The organism is Telluria mixta (genome assembly GCF_029223865.1).
GTDB classification, from domain to species: domain Bacteria; phylum Pseudomonadota; class Gammaproteobacteria; order Burkholderiales; family Burkholderiaceae_D; genus Telluria; species Telluria mixta.
In genome coordinates this window covers 2,224,595-2,246,527 of record NZ_CP119520.1, presented here as the reverse complement: position 1 = coordinate 2,246,527, position 21,933 = coordinate 2,224,595, and the positions used below count along the sequence as shown (strand labels likewise).

Genomic DNA, 21,933 nt, shown 5'->3' with positions numbered 1-21,933 from the left:
CTTGTCGTCGAGATTACTCGCCCGTCAGCCCGCGGCGTTCCAGCAGCGGCTCGATCTTCGCATCACGGCCGCGGAAGTTGCGGTACATGTCCATCGCGTCCATCGTGCCGCCGCGCGACAGCAGCATCTGGCGGAAGCGGTCGCCGTTCGCGCGCGTCAGGCCGCCGTGTTCCTTGAACCATTCGACGGTGTCGGCATCCAGCTTCTCGGCCCACAGGTAGCCATAGTAGCCGGCCGAATAGCCGCCCGAGAACACGTGCGAGAAGTACGTCGTGCGGTAGCGCGGCGGGACGAGCGGGAAGTCGACGCCGGCGTCGTGCAGCGCGGTGGCCTCGAAGCCCAGCACGTCGGTCGGGATCTGTTCGGCGCCCAATTGATGCCATTTCTGGTCCAGGATCGACGCGGCGAGGTACTCGGTCGTGCGGTAACCTTCGTTGAACTTGGACGAGGCCTGGACTTTATCCAGCAGTTCCTTCGGCATGGCCGCGCCCGTCTGATAATGCTTGGCGTAGTTGGAGAGTACCTCCGGCCAGGCCATCCACATCTCGTTGACCTGCGACGGGAATTCGACATAGTCGCGCGGCACGCGGGTGCCCGAGAAGCGCGGGTATTTCACGTTCGAGAACATGCCGTGCAGCGCATGGCCGAACTCGTGGAACATCGTGCGCACTTCGTCGTACGTCAGCAGGGTCGGCTCGCCGGCCGCCGGCTTCGGGATGTTCAGGTGGTTCGCGATGACCGGGTGCGTGCCCAGCAGCTTGTTCTGGCCGACGTAGGCATTCATCCACGCACCGCCGCGCTTGTTCGAGCGGGCGTACGGGTCGTGCAGGAAGATCGCCAGGTGCTTGCCGTCGGCATCGAACACGTCGAACACGCGCACGTCCGGGTTGTACACCGGCAGGTCGTGGCGTTCCTTGAACGTGATGCCGTATTCCTTGGTGGCGGCGAAGAACACGCCGTTCACGAGCACGTTGTTGAACTCAAAATAGGGACGCAGCTGGTTTTCGTCGAACGCATAGCGTGCCTGGCGCACCTTGTCGGTGTAATAGTTCCAGTCGTAGGCGGTCGCCTGGAATTTGCCGCCTTCGGCATCGATGACCTTCTGGATCTCGCCCGCTTCCTTCTTCGCGTTGCGCACGGCCGGCCTGGAGAATTCGGCCAGCAGGTTGTTGACGGCATCCGTCGTCTTGGCTGTCTGGTCTTCCAGCATGTAGGCGGCGTGGTTCGGGTAGCCCAGCAGCTTCGCGCGCTCGGCACGTGCCTTGGCGAGGTCCAGCACGATCTGGCGGTTGTCGTAATCGCCACCGTGGCTGCCGCGGGCCAGCGACAGGGCCAGCAGTTTTTCGCGCGTCGCGCGGTTGGTCAGCACGGACAGCGGCGCCTGCTGCGTCGTGTTCACGACCGGCACCTTGAACTTGCCGTCGAGACCATCCTTTTTCGCCAGCGCGGCGGCGGCGTCGATGGCCTTGTCCGACATGCCGGCGAGTTCTTCGCGCGTGTCGACGACGAGCGCCGACGCATTCGCTTCCTTCAGCACGTTCTGGCTGAACTGGGTCTGCAGGGCGGCGATCTTGCCGTTATACGTTTTCAGCGTTTCCTTGTCGGCGGCGGACAGTTTGGCGCCGGCACGCACGAAATCGGTGTGATAACGCTCGAGCAGGTAAGCCGATTCCGGATCGAGGTGCAGCTTGGCGCGCTTGCCGTACAGCGTCTGGATGCGCTTGAACAGTTTTTCGTTCAGGCGGATCTTGTCGCTGTGGGCGGCCAGTTTCGGCGCGAGATCCTTGTCGAGCGCATCGAGCGTGGGATTCGTGTTGGCACCGACCAGGCTGTAGAACGTGGTCGAGACGCGGTTCAGCAGCAGACCCGAACGCTCCATCGCGACGATCGTATTGTCGAAGGTCGGCGCCGCCTTGTTATTGGCGATGGCGTCGATTTCCAGCGACTGCTGGCGCATGCCTTCTTCGAACGCCGGCGCGAAGTCCTCGTTCTTGATCTTGTCGAAGGCCGGGTACTGGTATTGCAGGGTGCTCGGCTTGGCGAACGGGTTGGACGCCGGTAGCAGCGAAGCGGGGGCGGCATGGGCCAGGTTGGCGACGGCTGCGGTAACAGCGACGGCCAGGATGTGCGAACGGTTCATTCTTAGGGATCTCCGGAGGGTTGTCGGATCCGTCCATGCTTATGCCACGGACCGATCTCTTCTTGCTCGTGCACTCCATAATGGAAACCGCCGGGACGAACCCGGCGGCGAAGTGCGCCCTAAGAATAGCAGGGATATTGCCGTATGTTACATATTTACGGCCGAAAAAAAGGCCTTGCGGGAAGGCTCAGCCCCGCTCCGATTGTTCTTCCTGCGCCACTTTTTCTTCGATGCGCCGGTCCGGAATCAGCCACACGATGGCGACGGCCGCATAGACGAGGAACCCGAGCCAGGCGCCAAACCACGACAAGGCCACGCCGGCCAGATACAAAACGCAGGACAGCTTGCCCTTGCGATCGTTGCCGATCGCCTCGGCCAGCGCCGCGTTCTTCGGATGCTTCGCCGTCAATACCTGTACCAGGATCAGATAGGCAATCGAGCACATGAACAGGACAAAGCCGTATGCCGCGGTTGGCCCGTTCTCGAAATGGTTCTCGCCCATCCACGCGGTCACGAACGGGATCAGCGACAGCCAGAACAGCAGGTGCAGATTGGCCCACAGGACGCCGCCGCTGACTTCCTTCACGGCGTGCAGCATGTGGTGGTGGTTGTTCCAGTAGATGCCCACGTAGATGAAACTGAGCACGTAGCTCATGAAGACGGGCCAGAGCGGAACCAATACGCTGAAGTCCGCGCCGTGCGGGACTTTGAGTTCCAGCACCATGATGGTGATGATGATGGCGATGACGCCGTCGCTGAAGGCTTCGAGCCGGTTCTTTCCCATTTATTCCCTTATTCGCTTCTGATGAATGGCCATCCTAATGCTGTGAAGGCTCCGTCTTGGCCGGTTTTCGCAACCAGAACCACCAGGTACCGAACAGGATAAGACCATACATGGCCAGCAGTTTAAAGACACCGTTTTTCTCTTCCGATACCCTGTAAGGTTCGTCGTTCTTCTGGCTGACCGTGACGGTTTTCGGCTCGCGGAGCATTGACGGAAAAAGAACATACACGCGTTCCCGATATACCGAAGTCGTCCTCTTCTGGTTGGAACTCGCCATATAGGACCGGTAACGTCCCCCGACCAAGAGCGCTGTTTCGTCTTTGTAGCGGGACAGGGCTTCGTCTGCGGGAGCCCAGTGGACAAGATAGCCAAACAATGGCGTAACGAGACATGCCAGCAGGGCAAACGGTAAAGCAATCCTCAGGATCGATCTCAAAGACTTGAAGTGCTTCGCCAGCAATTTTTTCATGAATTAGGTCGAAAGAAACGTGAATAATAATAACCGCCGACACGGGAGCGCCGCTTGAACGCCATATCTCTGGACAAAAAAAGGACCGCACGCGGCGGCCTTGTGCGAAGCGCAGGCGCTTACTTCTCCGCCCGCTTCATGTACGTGTCGTAGTTCTCGATGAAATCATCAAGATTCGCTTCCATCATCTTGCGGAACTGCTCGGTGAAATACTCCAGCGCCCGCTCCTTTTCCGAAGCCATGGTCTCCGCGTTGCCGGTGGTGGCCGCGACGATGAAGGCGTTGAAGCGCGCCGAGGCGTACAGCGTCGATGCGCTGACTTCGCTCGGATGGGTCGACGCGCACTGGTCGTTCGCCATGTTGATGAGGGCGTTGGCGCGGTCGAAGAATTCCGGGCTGGGGGCGTTGTTACTCATGAGTCATTGTGGATTGAGGTGGAGGTGCCGCCACTATAACAGTCATTTCCGGAACCGCTTCACCTGGCGGATCAGCGCCTCGTTCATGGCATTGCACATGCCGTGAACCTTCAGCAGCATGGCCGTCACGCTGCGCGCGCGGTGCAGCAGGACAAGGCCGCGCGTCTGCAATACGTGGGTCGAGCGGAACTCCGCGTGCGGCGTGCCGTAGCCGAAGTCGATGTGGTCGAACTTGAAACGGGCCAGCACGTCCTGCACGGCCAGGTGGATCGCGCTGGTGCCGACCGACAGGTGCATATAATCCTGCCGGCACAGGATCTTGTAGACGTGCCAGACGGACGCCGACCGCATGCCGTACACGACGGCGACGTCGTTCTCGCCGCAACGGATCACGTAGGACAGCAGCAGGCCATGGCGCGCCAGGCTCTCCAGGCGCGCCTGCTCGTCGGCACGTCCGGCGGTGCGGGACGCGTCGGTGGCGACCATGGCCTCCAGCATGGCGCCGACCTGGCCGGGCTGGTCGATGCGCAACACGTGCAACGGGCCGGCCGCTTCCGTCAGCAGGCGGATCTGGCGCGACAGGTTGTAACGCTTCTTGGCGCTGAAGCCTTTCAGATAGGTGTCGACGCTGTCCGGCAGCGGCTGCGTATGGCACGCGCGCCAGCCGTTCAACACATACGCCGGCACACCCGCGATCGCCTGCACGTCCTCCTGCGGCACGGCTTGCAGATACAGCGCGTCGCACTCCGCATAGCGGTTGAGTAATTGCTGCATGACGAACTGGGCGAGCCCCGTTTCCGCCGGATCGAGCAGCGGAACACTGCCGAGGATCTGGCACGCGCGCAGCGTCTGTCCGAACAGCGGCACGGGACCGGCCTGGAAGGCGATGCGGCACGGCAGGGTGCGCACGGGGATCACACCGACGACCGCATAGTCGACGCTGCGGCGGACGATGAACAATTCGTAGTTCGCGTCCCGCCCCCGATCCATGTCGATCAGGTGGCTGAAGAACCGGGGCGACTGGAACAGCGTTTCCGGCCCCGCCGCATCGGCCAGCATCCGGTGCCATGCGTCGAGGATGTCCGGACGGTCGTAATAAGCCGTTGCGACGTTCAACTCATACCGGTGCGGGCAACGCACCGATCGGGGACGAGCGTCCCATGGGGCCGGCAGCGCGAACGCGCCCGTATCGAGGCTACGCGTGAACATGTGTCGATCCTTGCCTGAAGAAAGTTACAGACTAGGCAAGGACCGGCGGCGACAACTTGTGAAAATCGATATCGACTGTCAATAATGCGGCGGCCTTTCGTTGAGCGGTCCCTGTCCCGCATCGCGCAGCGTGCGCACATGGTCGGCCAGCTTGGCCACCATGGCTTCCAGCTGGTCGATGCGGCGGCCCTGTTCGTAGATCGTGCGGTTAAGGGTGTCGACGAGGTTTTCCTGGTCGGCCAGCTTGATTTCGATGTTGATAAAACGGTTTTCGTCGCTCACGTCGGTATCCGTGGATAAAAGTAAAAGGCGCATGATACTGCGCCCGCAAAAGCAAAGAGCCGCTGCGTAGCGGCTCTTTACGGGTCAGGCGGAAACGGGATCAGCCGTTCCAGGGCGTGTACTCGATGCCGTTCTGGATGCTGCCGATGACCTGCGCCTGGTTTTCCGGGCTTTCACTGAAAAACTTGACGATGCCGACGTGCGTCGTGTCATGGTTCGTCAGCGCCTTCAGCCAGAAATCGTAGCCCGCCTGGTCCGGCGTGCGGTGCAGCACGTTGGCGTACAGCAGGTTCACGAACTGGGCATCGGTCGGGTTGGCGCCGTATTTCTGGATGAATTCCGGCTGCGTGGCGATGATGTCCTGCACCATGTCGTCCAGCGACAGCCCTCGGTCCAGCTGGTAGATCCAGAAACCCAGGCCCGCCTTTTCCGCCGGGCGGTCGAGTGCGGCCTGGTACAGGCGGAAGGCTGCGCCGGCGGAGCCGTTGATGTCCAGCGCCACGGCATTGCCGTCGGAAAATTGCAGGCGCTCGACGTTGATCACGGCGTCGTGGCCGGCGCCGCCGACCTTGTCCGTCACACCGTAGCCCCAGGTTTCCTTGGCGACCGTAAAGTTCGACCGCGCACCGGCGAAGGTGACCGTGTCGATGCCGCCCAGGCCATCGATCGCGGCATTCGCGCCGGCGGGCGCCAGCTTGTCGGCGGCGGCGGTGCCGGTCACGTTGGCGCTGCTGTTCACCGTGAAGGCCACGTCGGCCAGGGCGCTCTTCGAATTGCCGGCCAGGTCTTCCGACACAGCCCGGATCGTATAGCTGCCGTTCGGCAGCGGCGACGTCTTGACGGTCCACTTGCCGTCGCCGCCGACGGTCGCGGCGGCGATGTCGACGAAGTCGCCAACGCGCGTCAGGTAGATCGTCGTGCCGGCCTCGCCGGTGCCGCTGAACGTGCCCTGGTTGCCGGTCTGGCTGAACGCGGCCGTCGGCGCCACGGGCGCGTGGGCGTCGATGTTGAACGTGGCCGTGCCGCTCGCCGTAGACGTATTGCCGGCCGCGTCGGTGGCCGTGGCGTAGATCTTGTAGCCGGTGCCGTCGGCGAAGGATTTCGTTGTCGTCAGGCTCCAGACGCCGCTCGCGTCGGCCGTGGTCGAGCCGACCAGCGTGTTGTCGGTCATATAGACCTTGACCGTGGCGCCCGCTTCGGCGACGCCGGTCACGGCCGGATTGCTGCCGGCGGCGTAGCCGTTCGCGTTCTTGGTCACGGCCAGCGTCGGTGCGTTTGGCGCCGTGGTGTCGGCGTTGACGACGTCCGCGCTGCTGACGGACTGGTCCGCGAATTGCAGCACCTCGATCGAATGCAGCGTGTCGACGCCATCGCTGCCGTCCTTGCTCGTCACCTGCAGGTTGCCGCCCGCCAGTGCGTTGAAGGTATAGTTGCCACGCACGCCGCGGAATACGGCAGTGTCCGTGCCTGCTCCCCCATCGATCATATCGTTACCTCCATCTCCCTCAAGCTTGTCGTCCACGCCCGTTCCGGTGATGACGTCGGCACTGCTCGTGCCGACGAGGAAGCGGGCGCCCGTCGTCGAATTGATGCCCAGTTTGCCGCGCAGGCCGTCGTCGCCGTACAGCCACATGAGGGCGGCGATGTCGTCCTGGCGATACGTCGTGTACGGACCGCCGACCTCGGTGTAGGACATCAGCGTGTTCGACGTGTTGTCCTGCGAGGCCGGCAGCGTGATGCTGTCCTCGAACGGGTGCTTCAGGCCGAGCGCGTGGCCCAGCTCGTGCAGCAGCGTTTCATAGCCCTGGCCGCCCTGGGCCAGGTTCGCGTTCTGGTAATTCCATTCGACGTTGTCGAGGTAGACGTAGGCGTCGGCATCGTAGCTGCTCAGCTGGACGCCGCTGTAGCCGTAGCTGCTGTGCCAGCTGCACAGGCCCGTCACATTGCTCGTGATGAGGTTGACGTCGGCAAAATGGACTTGTGCCGCGTTGCCGTCGGTCGTCTCGGCGAACTGGATGCCCGTCAGCTTGGTGATGTACGCCAGGGCGGCCCGGGTCGCATCCTGCTGGGAGGCGGAAAACGCCTGCTGCGCGCCCGTGAAATTCTTTTGCGCGGACGCCGCGTCCTCGGTGCCGGCGGAGACGGAAAACGTGTAGGTCAGTGTATAGGTCGCACTGCCCGAGGAAGTCGTCAGATAGTTCCAGTCGGGACCGCTATCGAGCAAGGCATCGATATAGTTCAACCCGGACAGGGGGGTGGTCGTGATGTCGGATACGGTAGCCATTAGATTAACGATGCTTGCTGCTTGAAAATTGATTCATCAAAGTATTTCCTGCGCAACAGTTGAAGTCAAATAAGAATTTCAATCGTGCGCACCCCTTGTCTTGCGTTCAGACCTTTGGTGTGGCCAGCAACGCTTTCAGGTTGGCCAGGCGTTCCTTGGGCGTCATCACTTCGTTTTCCTTCGGCGGGGCATCGCCCTCGTCGAGTGCCATTTCCTTGATGAAGCGCGACGGGTCGCAATGCACGAGCTCGCCCGCCCGCTTGCGCTTCTTGCACCACGTGACGTGCAGGCTGCGCTGGGCGCGCGTGATGCCCACATACATCAGCCGGCGTTCTTCCTGGATGCGGGCAGCGATCTTTTCGACGGGGTCGTCCGGGTCGCCCTTGTGCGGCAGGATGCCTTCCTCGCAACCGACGAGGTAGACGTGCGGATACTCGAGGCCCTTCGATGCGTGCAGGGTCGACATGCGCACGGCGTCCGGCTCTTCGTCCTGGCCCTCGAGCATGGACATCAGCGCCACCATCTGCGTCAGTTCCAGCAGGTTCTTTTCTTCGCCGTCGCGGTCGCGTCCGCCGCGGCCCCGTTCCTTCAGCCAGTTGAGGAATTCGAGCACGTTCTGCCATTTGCCCTGCGCGGCCCTGTCGTCGAAGTTCTCGTACAGATAGTGCTCGTAATTCATCTCCTTCATCATGTCGTCGATGAGTTCGGCGGCATTGTCTCCGCTGCCGGACGGGCCCGGACGCGTGGCGCGCGATTCCATTTCGTTCATCCAGTGGCAGAACTCGCGCAGCGGGTACAGCTGGCGTTCCTGCAGCAGCGCTTCGATACCGCCTTTCAGCGCCGCCTCGAACAGCGAGCAATTCCACTGGCGCGAGAACTCGCCCAGCTTTTCCAGCGTCGTCATGCCGACCCCGCGCTTGGGCGTGGTGATGGCGCGGATGAAGGCCGGGTCGTCGTCCTGGTTCGCGATCAGGCGCAGGTAGGCGATGATGTCCTTGATCTCGGCCTTGTCGAAGAAGCTCTGACCGCCGGAAATCGTGTACGGGATGCGCTCCTTGCGCAGCGCCTGCTCGATCACGCGGGCCTGGTGGTTGCCGCGGTACAGGATCGCGAAATCCGACCATTTGTTTTTGCGTTGAAAATGGTCGGCCGAGATCATGATCGCGACCTGGTCGGCTTCCGTCTCGTCGTTCGGCATGCCCAGCACCTTGATGGGCTCACCCAGGCCGTGCTCGGACCACAGCGACTTTTCGAACAGTTTCGGGTTGTTGCCGATGACGGCGTTGGCCGCCTGCAGGATGCGCGTCGTGGAGCGGTAGTTCTGCTCCAGCTTGATCACTCTCAGGTCGGGGAAGTCCGTCTGCAAGGTGCGCAGGTTTTCCACCGACGCGCCGCGCCACGCATAGATCGCCTGGTCGTCGTCGCCCACGGCCGTGAACATCGGCTTCTTGCCCACGCCCGTCACCAGAAGTTTCACCAGTTCGTACTGGCAGGTGTTGGTGTCCTGGTACTCGTCCATCAGCAGGTAGCGCAGGCGACGCTGCCAGCGGTCCCGGATCGGCTCGTTATTGCGGAACAATTCCACCGGCAGGCGAATGAGATCGTCGAAGTCGACGGCCTGGTAGGCCTGCAGGGTCGCGACATAGCTGCGGTAGATGCGGCCGGCCTGGGCCTCGTCCTCGTCGCGCGCGTCGCGGATCGCATCTTCGGGGTCGACGAGGCCGTTCTTCCACAGCGAGATGGCGTTCTGGATGCGGCGGATTTCCTGTTTGTCGGTCGTCACGGCCAGGTCGGAGACGATGGTGTAGCAGTCGTCGCTGTCCATGATGGAAAACTTGTCCTTCAGGCCAACGCCGGCCGCTTCCTGGCGCAGGATTTTCACGCCCAGCGAGTGGAACGTGGACACCGTCAATTGCTTGGCCTGCTTGGGCTGCTTGAGCAGCTTGCCGATACGCTCCTGCATCTCGAGCGCGGCCTTGTTCGTGAACGTGAGCGCGGCGATCGTGCGCGGATCGTAGCCGCGGTGCTCGATCATGTAGGCGATCTTTTGCGTAATGACGCGCGTCTTGCCCGACCCGGCGCCGGCCAGCACCAGGCACGGACCGTCGAGATAGAGCACGGCTTCGCTTTGCGGACCGTTCAGGCCGAAATTCGGGTGTTGGACATGGGAAATATTGGAGAGGACAGCCCAGTATTGTAGCGAAGCTGGGAGCTCATGCGTAACGTTCGTGTCGAATCGGCGACGCCTGCTTGAGTAAACCGCAAGCCGCCACCACATGTGCGTTTTGCATCAGTCCTGCGGTACATGCGCTAACATGGCCCGAAAGGATGGCAACCGCGCCAACGAGGGATACAACATGAAATTTGAACACCTGATCGAGATTAACGACCCGCTGAATCCGCTGGCGGACACCATGACACGCGAACAACTGTGGCGCGGCCTCGTGCTGCGCGCGGAAGACCCGAAGCTGTTCGTGCCGCACCTGGACGAATGCACGATCAGCGGCCGCGAAAGCGGCAGCTTCATGCGCCGCCTGCGCTATGGCGAGCTGGTCATCGACGACAAGGTGGTCCTGCACCCGCTGCACGAAGTCCGCTACGAAGTGCCGGCGCAGGGAGATATTGCCCAGTCGCTGCTGACGATGACCATCGAGGCGCCGTCCGAGGGCGTGATGTGGGTGCGTTTCCTGTACGACGACGGCAATCCGTCCGCGACCGACGAGACGGGCCGCATGTACGAGGATTTCAAGAAGTCGGCGTACAAGGAAGCCGACATCGATACGATCAAGATCGTGCGGCAGCTGGCATCCGAAGGAAAGCTGGACGCCTCGCTGCTCAATTGATCACCAATTAATCACGTTCCCGGCTCGACCGAGTCGGGATCGATGTCGCTTTCTCCCTTGGCGAGATTGGCGGCGAGATCCCGCAGGGCCGTCCGCACGCCCTCTTCGATCACGGGGTGATAGAACGGCATCTCCAGCATCTGGTCCACCGTCAGGCGCGACTGCACGGCCCAGGCCAGCAGGTGGCCGATGTGTTCGCCGCGCGGCGCGATCATCTCGGCGCCGAGGAAGCGTCCCGTGCGGTATTCGCCGTACACGCGCAGCATGCCCTTGTTCTGCAACATGACGCGGCTGCGTCCCTGGTTCTCGAACGACACCTGCCCCACCGCGAATTTCGACCTGCCCGGCGCGCACAGCGCCTTGTAGCTGGCACCCAGGGTGACGATGTTCGGTTCCGTGAACGCGGCCGTCAGCGGCGCGCGGCGCAGGCCGGGGCGGATGTCCGGGAAGCGGCCGGCGTTGTCGCCCGCGATCTTGCCGTGGTCGGCCGCTTCCGGCAGCACGGGGCGTTCCTGGTTGGCGTCGCCCGCGATGAAGATGTGGCTGTTCCCGCATTGCATGGTGCGCGGGTCGAAGACCGGCACACCGCTGTCGTCCAGCGCGATGCCTGCCTTCTCCAGGTCCAGGTCGTGCACGTTCGGCGTGCGGCCTGCCGCCTGCAGTACATATTGAAACCGTTCCGTGATCGCTTCGTCGTGGCGGCCCGTCGTCAGCACGACGTCGTCGCCGTCCTGTTCCGCTTTCAGGATGCGCGACTGGAAGTGGATGTCGAGTTCCTCGCACAGCACGCGCGACGCCGTTTTCAACACGACGGGATCGGACAACTGCGCCACGCTGCCGCCGCGCGCGTACACGCGCGTGCGCACGCCCAGCCGCGCCAGCGCCTGGCCGATTTCCAGGCCGATGACGCCGGTGCCGATCACGGCCACCGAGCGCGGCAGGTCGTTCCAGTAAAACACGTCGTCGCTCGTGATCACGCCCGGGCCCACGTTGTCCAGGGTCGGCAGGCGGGTCGGGGTGGAGCCGGTGGCGATGACGATGCGGCGCGCCTCGATCTCGGTATGGTCGTCCACCTGCAGCGTGTGCGGGTCGATGAAGCGGGCATGGCCGCGCACCTTGTCCTCATCCGGCATCGCGTCGACGCCGTCGACGACGAAGCCGACGAAGCGGTCGCGCTCGCGCCGCACGCGTTCCATCACCGCGACGCCGTCGATGCGGACGGTTCCCGGATGGACGCCAAATTCGGGCGCGAGATGCAGCATGTGGGCGGCCTCGGCGGCCGCGATCAGGAGTTTGCTGGGCATGCAGCCCACGCGCGCACACGTGGTGCCGTACACGCCGCGCTCGATCAGCACCGTCCGCGCACCCTGCGCCTTCGCGGCGCGGTAGGCGACGAGGCCGGCGGTACCGGCGCCGATCACCGCGACATCGACCTTCAGTTTTTTCATCTCACCTCCGGGAAGTTCACGAGCGTGACGATACGCTTTTTTGCAGAACTCGGCTTGGAGGTGAGTAATTTTTCAGATATCGAGAGGATCGACCTCGAGCGACCACCGCACCCGCGACTTCATCGCCCGCAACGCATCGACCCACTCGTTGAGAAACGCCTGCAGCGCCGGCCGCGAATTCGATTCAACAAGCAGCTGCGCGCGGTCCACGTTGTGCACGCGGGTCATCGTCATCGGGATCGGTTCGTTGATGACGACCGTGTCCGACGGCACCGCGTCGCGCGCCGCCTCGAGGAATTCGATCGCCGTCGCCAGCTCGGGCGCCTCGGCCCGCAGCAGCGCCTGGTACATGTACGGCGGCAGCGCGGCCTGGTGACGCTCTTCCAGCAGGCTGCCGGCAAAGCGGTCGTAGTCGTGCCGCATCACGGCGCCGTACAGCGGATGCTGGCAGTAGCGCGACTGGATCAGCACTTCCGACTCCAGCCCCGCGCGGCCGGCGCGCCCCGCCACCTGCATCAGCTGCGCGAACAGCCGCTCGCTGGCGCGGTAATCCTGCGAGAACAGGGCGGTATCCGGATTCAGCACGCCGACGAGCGTCAGCTTTTTGAAATCGTGGCCCTTGGCGACCATCTGCGTGCCGATCAGGATGTCCACGTCGCCCCGGTGCACCGTGTCGAACGCCTCTTGCGCGCTGCCCTTGCGGCGCGTGGAGTCGGCGTCGATGCGCAGGATGCGTGCGTCCGGGAACAACGCCTGCAGGCCTTCCTCGATGCGCTGCGTGCCGCGGCCCAACGGCTGAAGGTCGATATTGCCGCAGGTCGGGCACGCGTGCGGAATACGCATCTCGAGCGAGCAGTGGTGGCAGCGGAGTCTGCGCTCCGGCCGGTGCAGCACCATGAACGCGGTGCAGCGCGTGCAGTTGCTGATCCAGCCGCACGCTTCGCAGCACAGCACGGGCGCATAGCCGCGCCGGTTCAGGAACAGCAGCGATTGTTCTCCCCGTTCCATGCGCAGGCGCAGCGCCTGCATCAGGGCCGACGTGAGGCCTTCCTTCGGCTTGTCGCGCTCCATGTCGACGAGTTTGACGCGCGGGAGCACGGCATCGCGCACGGCGCGCTCGCGCAGTTCGAGCCTGCGGTAGCGGCCCGTCTGCGCGTGGTGCCAGCTTTCCAGCGACGGCGTCGCGGAGCCCAGCACGATGGGGATGCCGAGCTGGCGCGCGCGCCACACGGCCAGGTCGCGCGCGGAATAGCGCAGGCCTTCCTGCTGCTTGTACGACGGGTCGTGTTCCTCGTCGATGACGATCATTTTCAGGTTCGGCAGCGACGCGAGAATCGCCAGCCGTGTGCCCAGCACGATGCGCGCGCGGCCCGTGTGCGCGGCCAGCCAGTGCAGCATGCGCTCGCCTTCGGACAGGCTGCTGTGCAGCGTCGCCAGCATCACGCCGGGAAAGCGTGCGCGGATGTTCGCTTCCAGCTGCGGCGTCAGGTTGATCTCGGGGACCAGGATCAGGATCTGCGCATCCTGGTCGCGCGCGAGTACCTGGGCACAGGCCTGCAGGTAGACCTCGGTCTTGCCGCTGCCCGTGACGCCGTACAGCAGCAGCGGGCTGAATCCCTGCGCGCCGCCGATGGCGTCCGCCGCCTGCTGCTGGGCCGCGTTCAATACCGGCATGTCGGCGGGCGTCGGATCGTGCGCGTCCGGCAGCTTGGCCAGCTTTTTCAGCGCGCGGTCCAGCGCCACCGTCGTCGACAGCCGCACATTCTTCGGCAGGCCGGGCAGCGCCACCTCGCCCAGCGGCCGGTGGTAATAGGCGGCGGCAAAGCGCGCCAGCGCGATCCACCGCTCCGGCAGCGGGGAGAGCTGGCTGCGCACGGCGAGCGCATCCTTCAGCTTGTCGGCGGGGACGTCCGTCTCGTGCTTGACGGCAACGATCAGCCCGACCGCCTCGCGCCGGCCGAAGTTCACGAGCGCCAGTTGCCCGACTTCCGGCTCGCTGCCGGGTTCGCATGCCCAGCGGTAGTCGAACAGGCTGTCGAGCGGCGTGTCGAGCGCGATTTGCAGGATGCAGTGGGACAATCCGATACCTTGTCGAGAAGCTGTGGAAAACTGTGGAAAACTTTGTGGAAAATGGAAAAGTTGACCGTGGAGAAGGTTTACGCTAGCGCAAAACGTTAGGAAATTCTCTATGTGCAGTTCAAAATTTTCCCTTATAATTCAATGGCTTACGTTTTCCAACTTTGAGCCAGTGAAATATCCCATCGCTTGAACGCTTCTGTGCATAACTGTGCCTTTCCGGATGTAAAACTTGAGCGCAGTGCAGCATAATCTTGATACAACACTTGAAGAAAATCTGTAAACCACGGTAAACCAAGCACTTTTCCAGATTATTCACAGAATCTGTGCATAACTTTGTGAACAATGGGCTGACAGCTTCGGTGGATAACTGGTCACTCCCTTGAGAGCGCCTCACCCGGCCACCCTTGACCCGGCAGTAAATCCATTAAAATCAGTCACTTACCACATGGGGATGGCTACTGTACATTTCCACAGTCCACGCAACCCCCGTTCGTTTTTTTGTGAATAAGTGTGGATTGCCTGCTCACCGTGCTGCTGAAATGCAGCACGGCTGTTGTGGATACCTCAGGCGGCGCGCTGGCGACGGCTGAAGTCGTGGACCGCGTCGACCATCGCCGTCACGGATTCCGGCGGGGTGAATTGCGAGATGCCGTGGCCCAGGTTGAACACATGGCCGTGGCCCGCGGACGGCGTGCCGTAGCTGGCCAGCGCCTTTTCCACCTCGGTGCGAATCTGGTCCGGACCGGCGAACAGGATGGCCGGATCGAGGTTGCCCTGCAGGGCGACGCGGTCGCCCACCTGCGCGCGGGCGCGGCCCAGGTTGACGGTCCAGTCCAGGCCCAGCGCGTCGGCGCCGATATCGGCCATTGCGTCCAGCCACAGGCCGCCGCCCTTCGTGAACACGATGGCCGGGATGCGCACGCCATCCTTCTCGCGCTGCAGCTTCGCGACGACCTTCTCCATGTACGCGAGCGAGAACTGTTGATAAGCGCCGTCGGCCAGCGCGCCGCCCCACGAGTCGAAGATCATGACGGCCTGCGCGCCCGCGTCGATCTGGGCGTTCAGGTATTGCGCGACCGCTTCCGCATTGGTCTCCAGGATGCGGTGCATCAGGTCCGGACGCGAATACAGCATCTTTTTGATGGTGTGGAATTCGCGCGAACCGCCGCCTTCGACCATGTAGCACGCCAGGGTCCACGGGCTGCCGGAAAAGCCGATCAGCGGCACCCGGCCGTTCAGCGCCGTGCGGATCGACGTGACGGCGTCGAACACGTACTGCAGCGAGGCCATGTCGGGCACGCGCAGGGCGGCGACATCGCTTTCCGTGCGCACGGTGCGCTCGAATTTCGGGCCCTCGCCGTCCTCGAAATACAGACCCAGGCCCATCGCGTCCGGCACGGTGAGAATGTCCGAGAACAGGATCGACGCGTCCAGCGGATAGCGGTCGATCGGCTGCAGCGTGACTTCGGTGGCGAAGTCCGGATTCTTGGCCAGGCCCAGGAACGAACCGGCTTTCGCGCGCGTGGCGCGGTATTCCGGCAGGTAGCGCCCCGCCTGGCGCATCAGCCACACCGGCGTGTAATCCGTCGGCTGGCGCAGCAGCGCACGCAGGAAGGTGTCGTTCTGGAGCGGGGCAAATTGTGGCATGGCTGACAATCCGATCGAGAATGGAAAGGGCAAACCTCTATTATCGCATCCCTGGCGCCCCCGCACCGCAATCCCGGACATACCCCGGCGCGGCAGACACTTATAATGGTTGTCTTCCTGCTGCCCGTCTCCAGAACCGACCATGACCGACACCACCCGCAAACAGGCCGCGCCCTGCGGCACCTGGACTTCCCCGATCACCGCCGCCGTCGTCGCGGCCGGCGCCACGCCGCTGTCGCAGGTGCTGCTCGACGGCGGCGACGTGTTCTGGCTGGCCGGCCGCGCCAGCGAAGGCGGCCGCAATACGCTGCTGCGCCGCCGCGGCGGCCAGGTGGAAGAATTGACGCCGGCCCCGTTCAACGTCCGCACCCGCGTGCACGAGTACGGCGGCGGCGCGACGCTCGTCGCGGACAGCCACATCTGGTTCTCGAACTTCGCCGACAACCGTATCTACCGCCTCGACCGCACCGGCAGCGGCGAGCCCGTGCCCGTCAGCGCGGGCGGCGACGAGCGCTGGGCCGACTTCGTGCTGGACCGCGCCCACCAGCGCCTGATCGGCGTGCGCGAAGACCACTCGAAAGGCGGCACCTACCCCGACAACACGCTGAGTGCGCTCGGCGCGGACGGCACGGTCACCGTCCTCGTCGACGGCAACGATTTTTATTCGTCGCCGCGCATCTCCCCGGACGGCAAGCACCTCGCGTGGCTGAGCTGGGATCACCCGCGCATGCCGTGGCAGGGAACGGCACTGTGGCTGGCCGAGATCGGCGACGACGGCACGCTGCTGGACGGCCGCCTGATCGCGGGCGGCGAAGAGGAAGCGATCGTGCAGCCGGAATGGTCGCCGGATGGGACGTTGTACTTCGTCTCCGACCGCAGCGGCTGGTGGAACCTGTACCGCTACGAGCATGGCGTCGTGCACCCCGTGTGCCCGCGCGCGGCGGAATTCGGCGGTCCGCACTGGGTCTTCGGGAACAGCATGTACGGCTTCCGCTCCGCACAGGAAATCATCTGCACGTACATCGAGGATGGCGTGAACCAGCTCGCACGTCTCGATGTGCGCACCGGCCGGCTCACGCCCATCGCCACGCCCTACGAACAGATCAGCGAACTGAAGGTCGACGGCGACACGGTGGCGCTGCTGGGCGGCGCGCCCACCCTGGCGGCGGAAATCGCGCGCATCGATCTCGCGACCGGACAGCGCGACGTGCTGGCGCGCTCGATCGAGCAGTTGCCCGACGTGAGTTATCTGTCGGTCCCGCAGAGCATCCGCTATCCGAGCATGAACGGCAGGACTGCATACGCGTTCTATTACCCGCCCACGAACAGGGATTTCGCGCCGCAGCCGGGCGAACTGCCGCCGCTGATGGTGATCGGCCACGGCGGCCCGACGAGCATGGCGGCCAGCACACTGAAACTGGCGACGCAGTTCTGGACGAGCCGCGGCATCGCCGTGCTAGACGTGAACTATGGCGGCAGCACGGGTTTCGGCCGCGCCTACCGCGACCTGCTGAAGGGCCAGTGGGGCGTCGTCGACGTCGAGGATTGCGTCGCGGGTGCCCAGTACCTCGTCGACAATGACCTCGTCGACCGCGAACGCCTCGTGATCCGCGGCGGCAGCGCCGGCGGCCTGACGACCCTGTGCGCCCTCGCCTTCCACGACGTGTTCAAGGCCGGCGCCAGCTATTACGGCGTGTCCGACCTGAAGGGCCTGGATGCGGACTCGCACAAGTTCGAGTCGCACTACAACGAATACCTGATCGCGCCGAAGGAAAGCGCCGACCGCGTCTACGTCGAGCGCTCACCCATCAACCATACCGATAAACTGCAGCGGCCGATGATCTTCTTCCAGGGCCTGGACGACAAGGTCGTGCCGCCGCCGCAATCGGAAGTGATGGTCTCTGCGCTGCGCGCACGCGGCGTGCCGGTCGCCTATATCACGCTGGCCGGCGAAGGCCACGGCTTCCGCAAGGCGGACAGCATCGTGCGCACCCTGGAAGCCGAGCTGTATTTCTACCTGCGCGTGTTCGGCATTCCCGTGCCCGAAAGCCTGCCGGCGATCGAGATCGAGAACCTTGCTGCATGAGTGATGAGGTGCTGCACGCGGTGGTCGACGCCTGCGACGAGCGCCGCAAGCTGATCCTGGCCCTGCTGGCGCTGGCCGGCGAGCCGATGGGACGGCGGCGCATCCACGACCACCTGGCGCCCTTGGAAGCCAGCGCGAACGAGGAAGCACTGGCCGAGCCGCTCGAACAATTACGCGCCGATGGCCTGATCGCCGAACTGCCGTCGCGCGGCTACACGATCGACCAGGATGTCGCCTGGCCCGCCATCCAGTGGGCGCTGCGTGCGCGCCGGTTCAACGAATTGCGCGAGGTCTACCAGCAGGTGACGCCCCTGCGCGTCGACTGGCAGGGCACGCCCATGCTGCGCAGCTACCGCCAGGGCGTCGCGCTGCTGCGTTTCGCCCTGCTTGCGGGTGACGGTCCGAAAGCCATCGCGCCGCTGCTGGCCGCATGCCTGCGCTGCCACGAAGCGGCGTACCTGCACCCGCTCGTCGACATCTGCGCGCGGCCGTTCGAGCCGGACCTGATGGAGCGCATCAACGGCCTCGTACGCGACGACGTGCTCGCGGTCCTCGTCAATCACGTGCAGCGCGAGCCGGCCAGCGCGCCCGCGATCCGCGCGTATGCCGAGGAACACGTCGCGCAGGGCGGCGCATCGATGGCCCTGCGCACGGCACTGGCAGAGCACCTGATCCTGTGCGGACGCCTCGACGCGGCCGCCGACCTGCTCGTCGACCTCGACGAATCCGCGACGCTGTACTACCGCAGCGTGCTGCAACTGCTGCGCGGCGATACCGAGCCCGCGCTTACCGGCTTCGACAAGGCGTTAAAAGCGCTGCGGCGCGAGACGGGCAAGAGGAAGGCGATCTTCGAAGGCATCGGCGGCCACCTGTACGTGACGGCGCTGCTGCGCAGCGGCGACGCCAGGCATGCGAAAGCCGTGGAGTCCTATCTCGACAGCGCCACGCGCGCCGTGCAAAGCCACGACACCGCGGTCTACCAGCAGTTGTCGATGCTGCGCCAGATCCGCGGCGGCACGGTCGATGCCGAGGTGCTCCCATCGCGCAACTGGGAGACGAGCCTGCAGCCCGTCATGTTCCGCGCCCTGCTGCACTGGTGGCTCGGCATGCCGCAACTGGCGGACAGGCGCGCCATGCTGGAGCAGCAGTTCGACCTCGCAAGGAGTGCAGGCTTCGACTTCATCGCGGCGCAGATCGCGTCCGTACTCGGCCAGCTGGGCATGGTCGGCATCGACAAGCAGGCGATCGCGCTGCGCCAGCAGCACCGCTTCGTCGACCTCGCGCTGTGGTTCGAACGCGAGCAGCCGTGGGAACGGCAGCTGAATGCCCTGATCAACCTGCAGCCCGCCGTGAACGTGGAAGTGGTGAAGGAAGCGCGCCTCGCGTGGCTCGTGAGCTGGGACGCGCACCTCGGCATCCGCGCCATCGAACCGCGCGAACAGAAGCGCGACGCGCAGGGCGGCTGGACGCGCGGCCGGCCGCTGGGCCTCAAGCGTCTCGCGGAGGAGGCGGCGGAACTGGATTTCCTGACCGCGCAGGACGTGCAGGTGGCCGCCGGCATCGGCGCCTACCGCTACTACAGCGGCACGGGCACGCGCTACGAATTCGACCTGGACAAGGCCGTGGCCGCACTGGCCGGCCATCCGCTGCTGTTCTGGATGGATTCGCCGGGCACGCGCATCGAACTGCTGCCGGGCGAGCCGCAGCTGGTCGTGCGCGCGGGCGGCGGCAAGGTCCTGATCACGCTGGTGCCGCCCCTGCGCGAACAGCAGGGCGAAGTCGTCGTCACGAAGGAGACGCCCACGCGCCTGCGCATCGTCCGTGTAAAAGACGAGCACCGGCGCATCGGCGCCATCGTCGGCGATGGCCTCGAAGTCCCGCTCGAAGCGGAAAAGCGCGTGCTGCAGGCGATCAGCGCCATTTCGTCCATCGTCACCGTGCAGTCGGACATCGGCGGCAGCGCCGCGGACATCGAACAGGTGGCGGCCGACCCGCGCCTGCACATCAACCTGCTGCCGTACCAGCAGGGCCTGCGCATCCAGGTGATGGTGCGGCCGCTGCCGGATGCGGGCCCGTACTTCCGGCCCGGCGACGGCGCGGAAAGCGTGATCGCGGACGTGGGTGGCGTGCGCACGGAAGCGCGCCGCGACCTGAATGCGGAACGCGAGGCCGAGCGCCAGCTGCTGGCCGACCTGCCCGCGCTGGAGCACGCGGAAGACGAACATGGCGAATGGCTGCTCGCGGCGCCGATCCACTGCCTGGAACTCGTCGTCCAGCTGCAGGAACTGGATGCAGCGAAGGTCGTCGTCGCGTGGCCCGAGGGCGAATCGTTCCGCGTGTCGAAGAAGATCACGTCGAAGTCCGTGCGCCTGCAGATCCGGCGCGACAAGGACTGGTTTGCCGCGAACGGCGAAGTGCAGGTCGACGAGAACAAGGTGATGGACCTGCGCGAGCTGCTCGCGCGCGTGCGCGAAGACCGCTTCATCGCGCTCGGCGACAACCAGTTTTTGGCACTCACGCACGAACTGCACCGGCGCCTGATGGACCTCTCCGCCTACAGCGACGCCGACCAGGAAGCCCTGCGCTTCCACCCCCTCGCCAGCTTCGCGCTGGAAGAGATGGCCCTGGAAGCGGGCGGCGTCGATGCCGATAAAGCCTGGCGCGCGCACCTGAAACACATGCAGGAGAATGCGGAATACCGGCCGCAGTTGCCGGGCACCCTGCAGGCGGAGCTGCGCGATTACCAGGTCGAGGGCTTCGAATGGCTGTCCCGCCTCGCGCACTGGGGCGTCGGCGCCTGCCTCGCGGACGACATGGGCCTCGGCAAGACCTTGCAGGCGCTCGCGCTGATCCTGTCGCGCGCGCCGGGCGGGCCGACGCTCGTCGTGGCGCCGACGTCCGTCGCGACGAACTGGCTGGCGGAAGCGGAGCGCTTCGCACCGACCTTGAACGTGAAGCTGTTCGGCCCCGGCGACCGCGCCGCGATGCTGAAGGAAGCGGGACCGTTCGACGTGATCGTCGCCAGCTACGGCCTGCTGCAGCTGGAATCCGCGCTGTTCGACGGCATCCGCTGGCACACCATCGTGCTGGACGAAGCGCAGGCCATCAAGAACGCGTACACCCGTCGTTCGGCCGCCGTGATGGCACTGCAAGGCGATTTCAGGATGGTCGCCACCGGCACGCCGCTGGAAAATCACCTGGGCGAGTTGTGGAACCTGTTCCGCTTTATCAATCCTGGCCTGCTCGGGACAAGCGACCAGTTCCAGCTGCGCTTCTCCGGCCCGATCGAAAAGGCGTCCGACAAGCGCGCGGAACTGGCGGCGCGCACGCGCCTGCGCCGGCTCACGCAGCCGTTCATCCTGCGCCGCACGAAAGCGCAGGTGCTGTCGGAACTGCCGCCGCGCACGGAGATCGTGCTGCCCGTGCAGTTGTCGGAAGAAGAGACGGCGCTGTACGAATCGCTGCGGCGCGAGGCGCTGGAACGCATCGCCTCGCTGGAAGCACCGCAGTCGCAAAAACAGATCCAGATCCTCGCGGAGATGATGAAGCTGCGCCGCGCATGCTGCAATCCGGCGCTCGTCGCACCGGAGAGCGGCATCCGCAGCAGCAAGCTCGAAACGTTCGCGCGGCTCGCCGACGAGCTGCTGGAAAACCGCCACAAGGCGCTCGTGTTCAGCCAGTTCGTCGACCACCTCACCCTGATCCGCAAACACCTCGACGAGCGCGGCATCCGCTACCAGTACCTCGACGGGTCGACGCCCATGCAGGAACGGAAGCGCCGCGTGGATGCGTTCCAGGCGGGCGATGGCGATTTGTTCCTGATCTCGCTGAAGGCGGGCGGCGTCGGCATCAACCTGACGGCGGCCGACTACGTGATCCACATGGACCCGTGGTGGAACCCGGCCGTGGAAGACCAGGCCAGCGACCGCGCGCACCGCATGGGCCAGCAAAGGCCCGTCACGATCTACCGCCTGGTCGCGCGCCACACGATCGAGGAAGGCATCGTCGACCTGCACCGCCACAAGCGCGACCTGGCCGACAGCCTGCTGGAAGGGACGGACGTGGCCGCGCGCCTGTCGCCGGCGGACATGCTGGCCATGCTGCAGGCGGGGCTCGCGGGGTCGGCCGGGCCGCGTGCGCCGTCCGTCGAAGAGTGGCAAACCGGCTGACGTTGAGTGCAGTTACGGGGACGTTGACGGCGGTTCGCGTTCGTGACGTATTGTTTCAAATGCCCGCAACCAGCCCG

14 protein-coding genes are annotated in these 21,933 nt (G+C 64.6%); 3 read left to right on the top strand and 11 right to left on the bottom strand.

The window, feature by feature from the left end:
- Positions 1-13: 13 nt before the first annotated feature.
- The 8 genes from P0M04_RS10010 to P0M04_RS09975 all read right to left on the bottom strand — a co-directional run bounded on the left by P0M04_RS10010 (position 14) and on the right by P0M04_RS09975 (position 9,757).
- Positions 14-2,140 (bottom strand): M3 family metallopeptidase, encoded by a 2,127-nt coding sequence (locus P0M04_RS10010; RefSeq protein ID WP_259451959.1) that lies wholly within the window; start codon positions 2,138-2,140, stop codon positions 14-16.
- A 187-nt stretch (positions 2,141-2,327) separates the two neighbouring features.
- Complete coding sequence (locus tag P0M04_RS10005; protein ID WP_259451958.1) at positions 2,328-2,924, bottom strand: TMEM175 family protein; 597 nt, start codon at positions 2,922-2,924, stop codon at positions 2,328-2,330.
- A gap of 34 nt (positions 2,925-2,958) precedes the next feature.
- Positions 2,959-3,393: a hypothetical protein gene (locus tag P0M04_RS10000; RefSeq protein ID WP_259451957.1), complete on the bottom strand. Its 435-nt coding sequence runs from the start codon at positions 3,391-3,393 to the stop codon at positions 2,959-2,961.
- Positions 3,394-3,512: 119 nt separating this feature from the next.
- Entirely contained in the window at positions 3,513-3,809 is a 297-nt protein-coding gene (locus P0M04_RS09995; protein WP_259451956.1) for a DUF3144 domain-containing protein, read from the bottom strand.
- Positions 3,810-3,851: 42 nt separating this feature from the next.
- On the bottom strand, positions 3,852-5,018 hold the full coding sequence (locus P0M04_RS09990) for a GNAT family N-acetyltransferase (RefSeq protein WP_259451955.1): 1,167 nt from the start codon (positions 5,016-5,018) through the stop codon (positions 3,852-3,854).
- A gap of 78 nt (positions 5,019-5,096) precedes the next feature.
- Positions 5,097-5,300 (bottom strand): SlyX family protein, encoded by a 204-nt coding sequence (locus tag P0M04_RS09985; protein WP_259451954.1) that lies wholly within the window; start codon positions 5,298-5,300, stop codon positions 5,097-5,099.
- Positions 5,301-5,400: 100 nt separating this feature from the next.
- Positions 5,401-7,584: a DUF4214 domain-containing protein gene (locus tag P0M04_RS09980; RefSeq protein WP_259451953.1), complete on the bottom strand. Its 2,184-nt coding sequence runs from the start codon at positions 7,582-7,584 to the stop codon at positions 5,401-5,403.
- Between the two features lie 106 nt (positions 7,585-7,690).
- Positions 7,691-9,757 carry a UvrD-helicase domain-containing protein gene (locus tag P0M04_RS09975; protein WP_281042450.1) on the bottom strand — a complete coding sequence of 689 codons (2,067 nt, stop codon included), beginning with the start codon at positions 9,755-9,757 and terminating at the stop codon, positions 7,691-7,693.
- 184 nt (positions 9,758-9,941) lie between these two features.
- Between P0M04_RS09975 and P0M04_RS09970 the strand changes: the two genes are divergently transcribed.
- The gene (locus P0M04_RS09970) at positions 9,942-10,427 is read left to right on the top strand and encodes an SRPBCC family protein (protein WP_259451951.1); all 486 of its coding nucleotides are present in this window, start codon (positions 9,942-9,944) and stop codon (positions 10,425-10,427) included.
- Positions 10,428-10,438: 11 nt separating this feature from the next.
- Here the strand turns inward: P0M04_RS09970 and P0M04_RS09965 are convergent, their stop codons facing one another.
- From P0M04_RS09965 to hemE, 3 genes are all read right to left on the bottom strand, one after another.
- Complete coding sequence (locus P0M04_RS09965; RefSeq protein ID WP_259451950.1) at positions 10,439-11,875, bottom strand: dihydrolipoyl dehydrogenase; 1,437 nt, start codon at positions 11,873-11,875, stop codon at positions 10,439-10,441.
- 72 nt (positions 11,876-11,947) lie between these two features.
- Positions 11,948-13,954, bottom strand: coding sequence for a primosomal protein N' (locus tag P0M04_RS09960; protein ID WP_259451949.1), 2,007 nt, complete (start codon positions 13,952-13,954; stop codon positions 11,948-11,950).
- A gap of 564 nt (positions 13,955-14,518) precedes the next feature.
- Entirely contained in the window at positions 14,519-15,601 is a 1,083-nt protein-coding gene (gene hemE, locus P0M04_RS09955) for a uroporphyrinogen decarboxylase (RefSeq protein ID WP_259451948.1), read from the bottom strand.
- A gap of 142 nt (positions 15,602-15,743) precedes the next feature.
- Here hemE and P0M04_RS09950 point away from each other — a divergent pair, with 142 nt between their 5' ends.
- Together P0M04_RS09950 and P0M04_RS09945 are read left to right on the top strand one after the other, a co-directional pair.
- Entirely contained in the window at positions 15,744-17,687 is a 1,944-nt protein-coding gene (locus tag P0M04_RS09950) for a dipeptidyl-peptidase 5 (protein ID WP_259451947.1), read from the top strand.
- Entirely contained in the window at positions 17,684-21,856 is a 4,173-nt protein-coding gene (locus P0M04_RS09945; RefSeq protein ID WP_259451946.1) for a DEAD/DEAH box helicase, read from the top strand. Before P0M04_RS09950 ends, P0M04_RS09945 begins: the two co-directional genes overlap by 4 nt.
- Positions 21,857-21,933 lie beyond the last annotated feature (77 nt).

Bases quoted from the DNA above. Each gene is read 5' to 3' on its own strand.
- P0M04_RS10010 (WP_259451959.1), bottom strand. From the start codon at position 2,140: ATGAACCGTTCGCACATCCTGGCCGTCGCTGTTACCGCAGCCGTCGCC.
- P0M04_RS10005 (WP_259451958.1), bottom strand. From the start codon at position 2,924: ATGGGAAAGAACCGGCTCGAAGCCTTCAGCGACGGCGTCATCGCCATC.
- P0M04_RS10000 (WP_259451957.1), bottom strand. From the start codon at position 3,393: ATGAAAAAATTGCTGGCGAAGCACTTCAAGTCTTTGAGATCGATCCTG.
- P0M04_RS09995 (WP_259451956.1), bottom strand. From the start codon at position 3,809: ATGAGTAACAACGCCCCCAGCCCGGAATTCTTCGACCGCGCCAACGCC.
- P0M04_RS09990 (WP_259451955.1), bottom strand. From the start codon at position 5,018: ATGTTCACGCGTAGCCTCGATACGGGCGCGTTCGCGCTGCCGGCCCCA.
- P0M04_RS09980 (WP_259451953.1), bottom strand. From the start codon at position 7,584: ATGGCTACCGTATCCGACATCACGACCACCCCCCTGTCCGGGTTGAAC.
- P0M04_RS09970 (WP_259451951.1), top strand. From the start codon at position 9,942: ATGAAATTTGAACACCTGATCGAGATTAACGACCCGCTGAATCCGCTG.
- P0M04_RS09965 (WP_259451950.1), bottom strand. From the start codon at position 11,875: ATGAAAAAACTGAAGGTCGATGTCGCGGTGATCGGCGCCGGTACCGCC.
- hemE (WP_259451948.1), bottom strand. From the start codon at position 15,601: ATGCCACAATTTGCCCCGCTCCAGAACGACACCTTCCTGCGTGCGCTG.
- P0M04_RS09950 (WP_259451947.1), top strand. From the start codon at position 15,744: ATGACCGACACCACCCGCAAACAGGCCGCGCCCTGCGGCACCTGGACT.
- P0M04_RS09945 (WP_259451946.1), top strand. From the start codon at position 17,684: ATGAGTGATGAGGTGCTGCACGCGGTGGTCGACGCCTGCGACGAGCGC.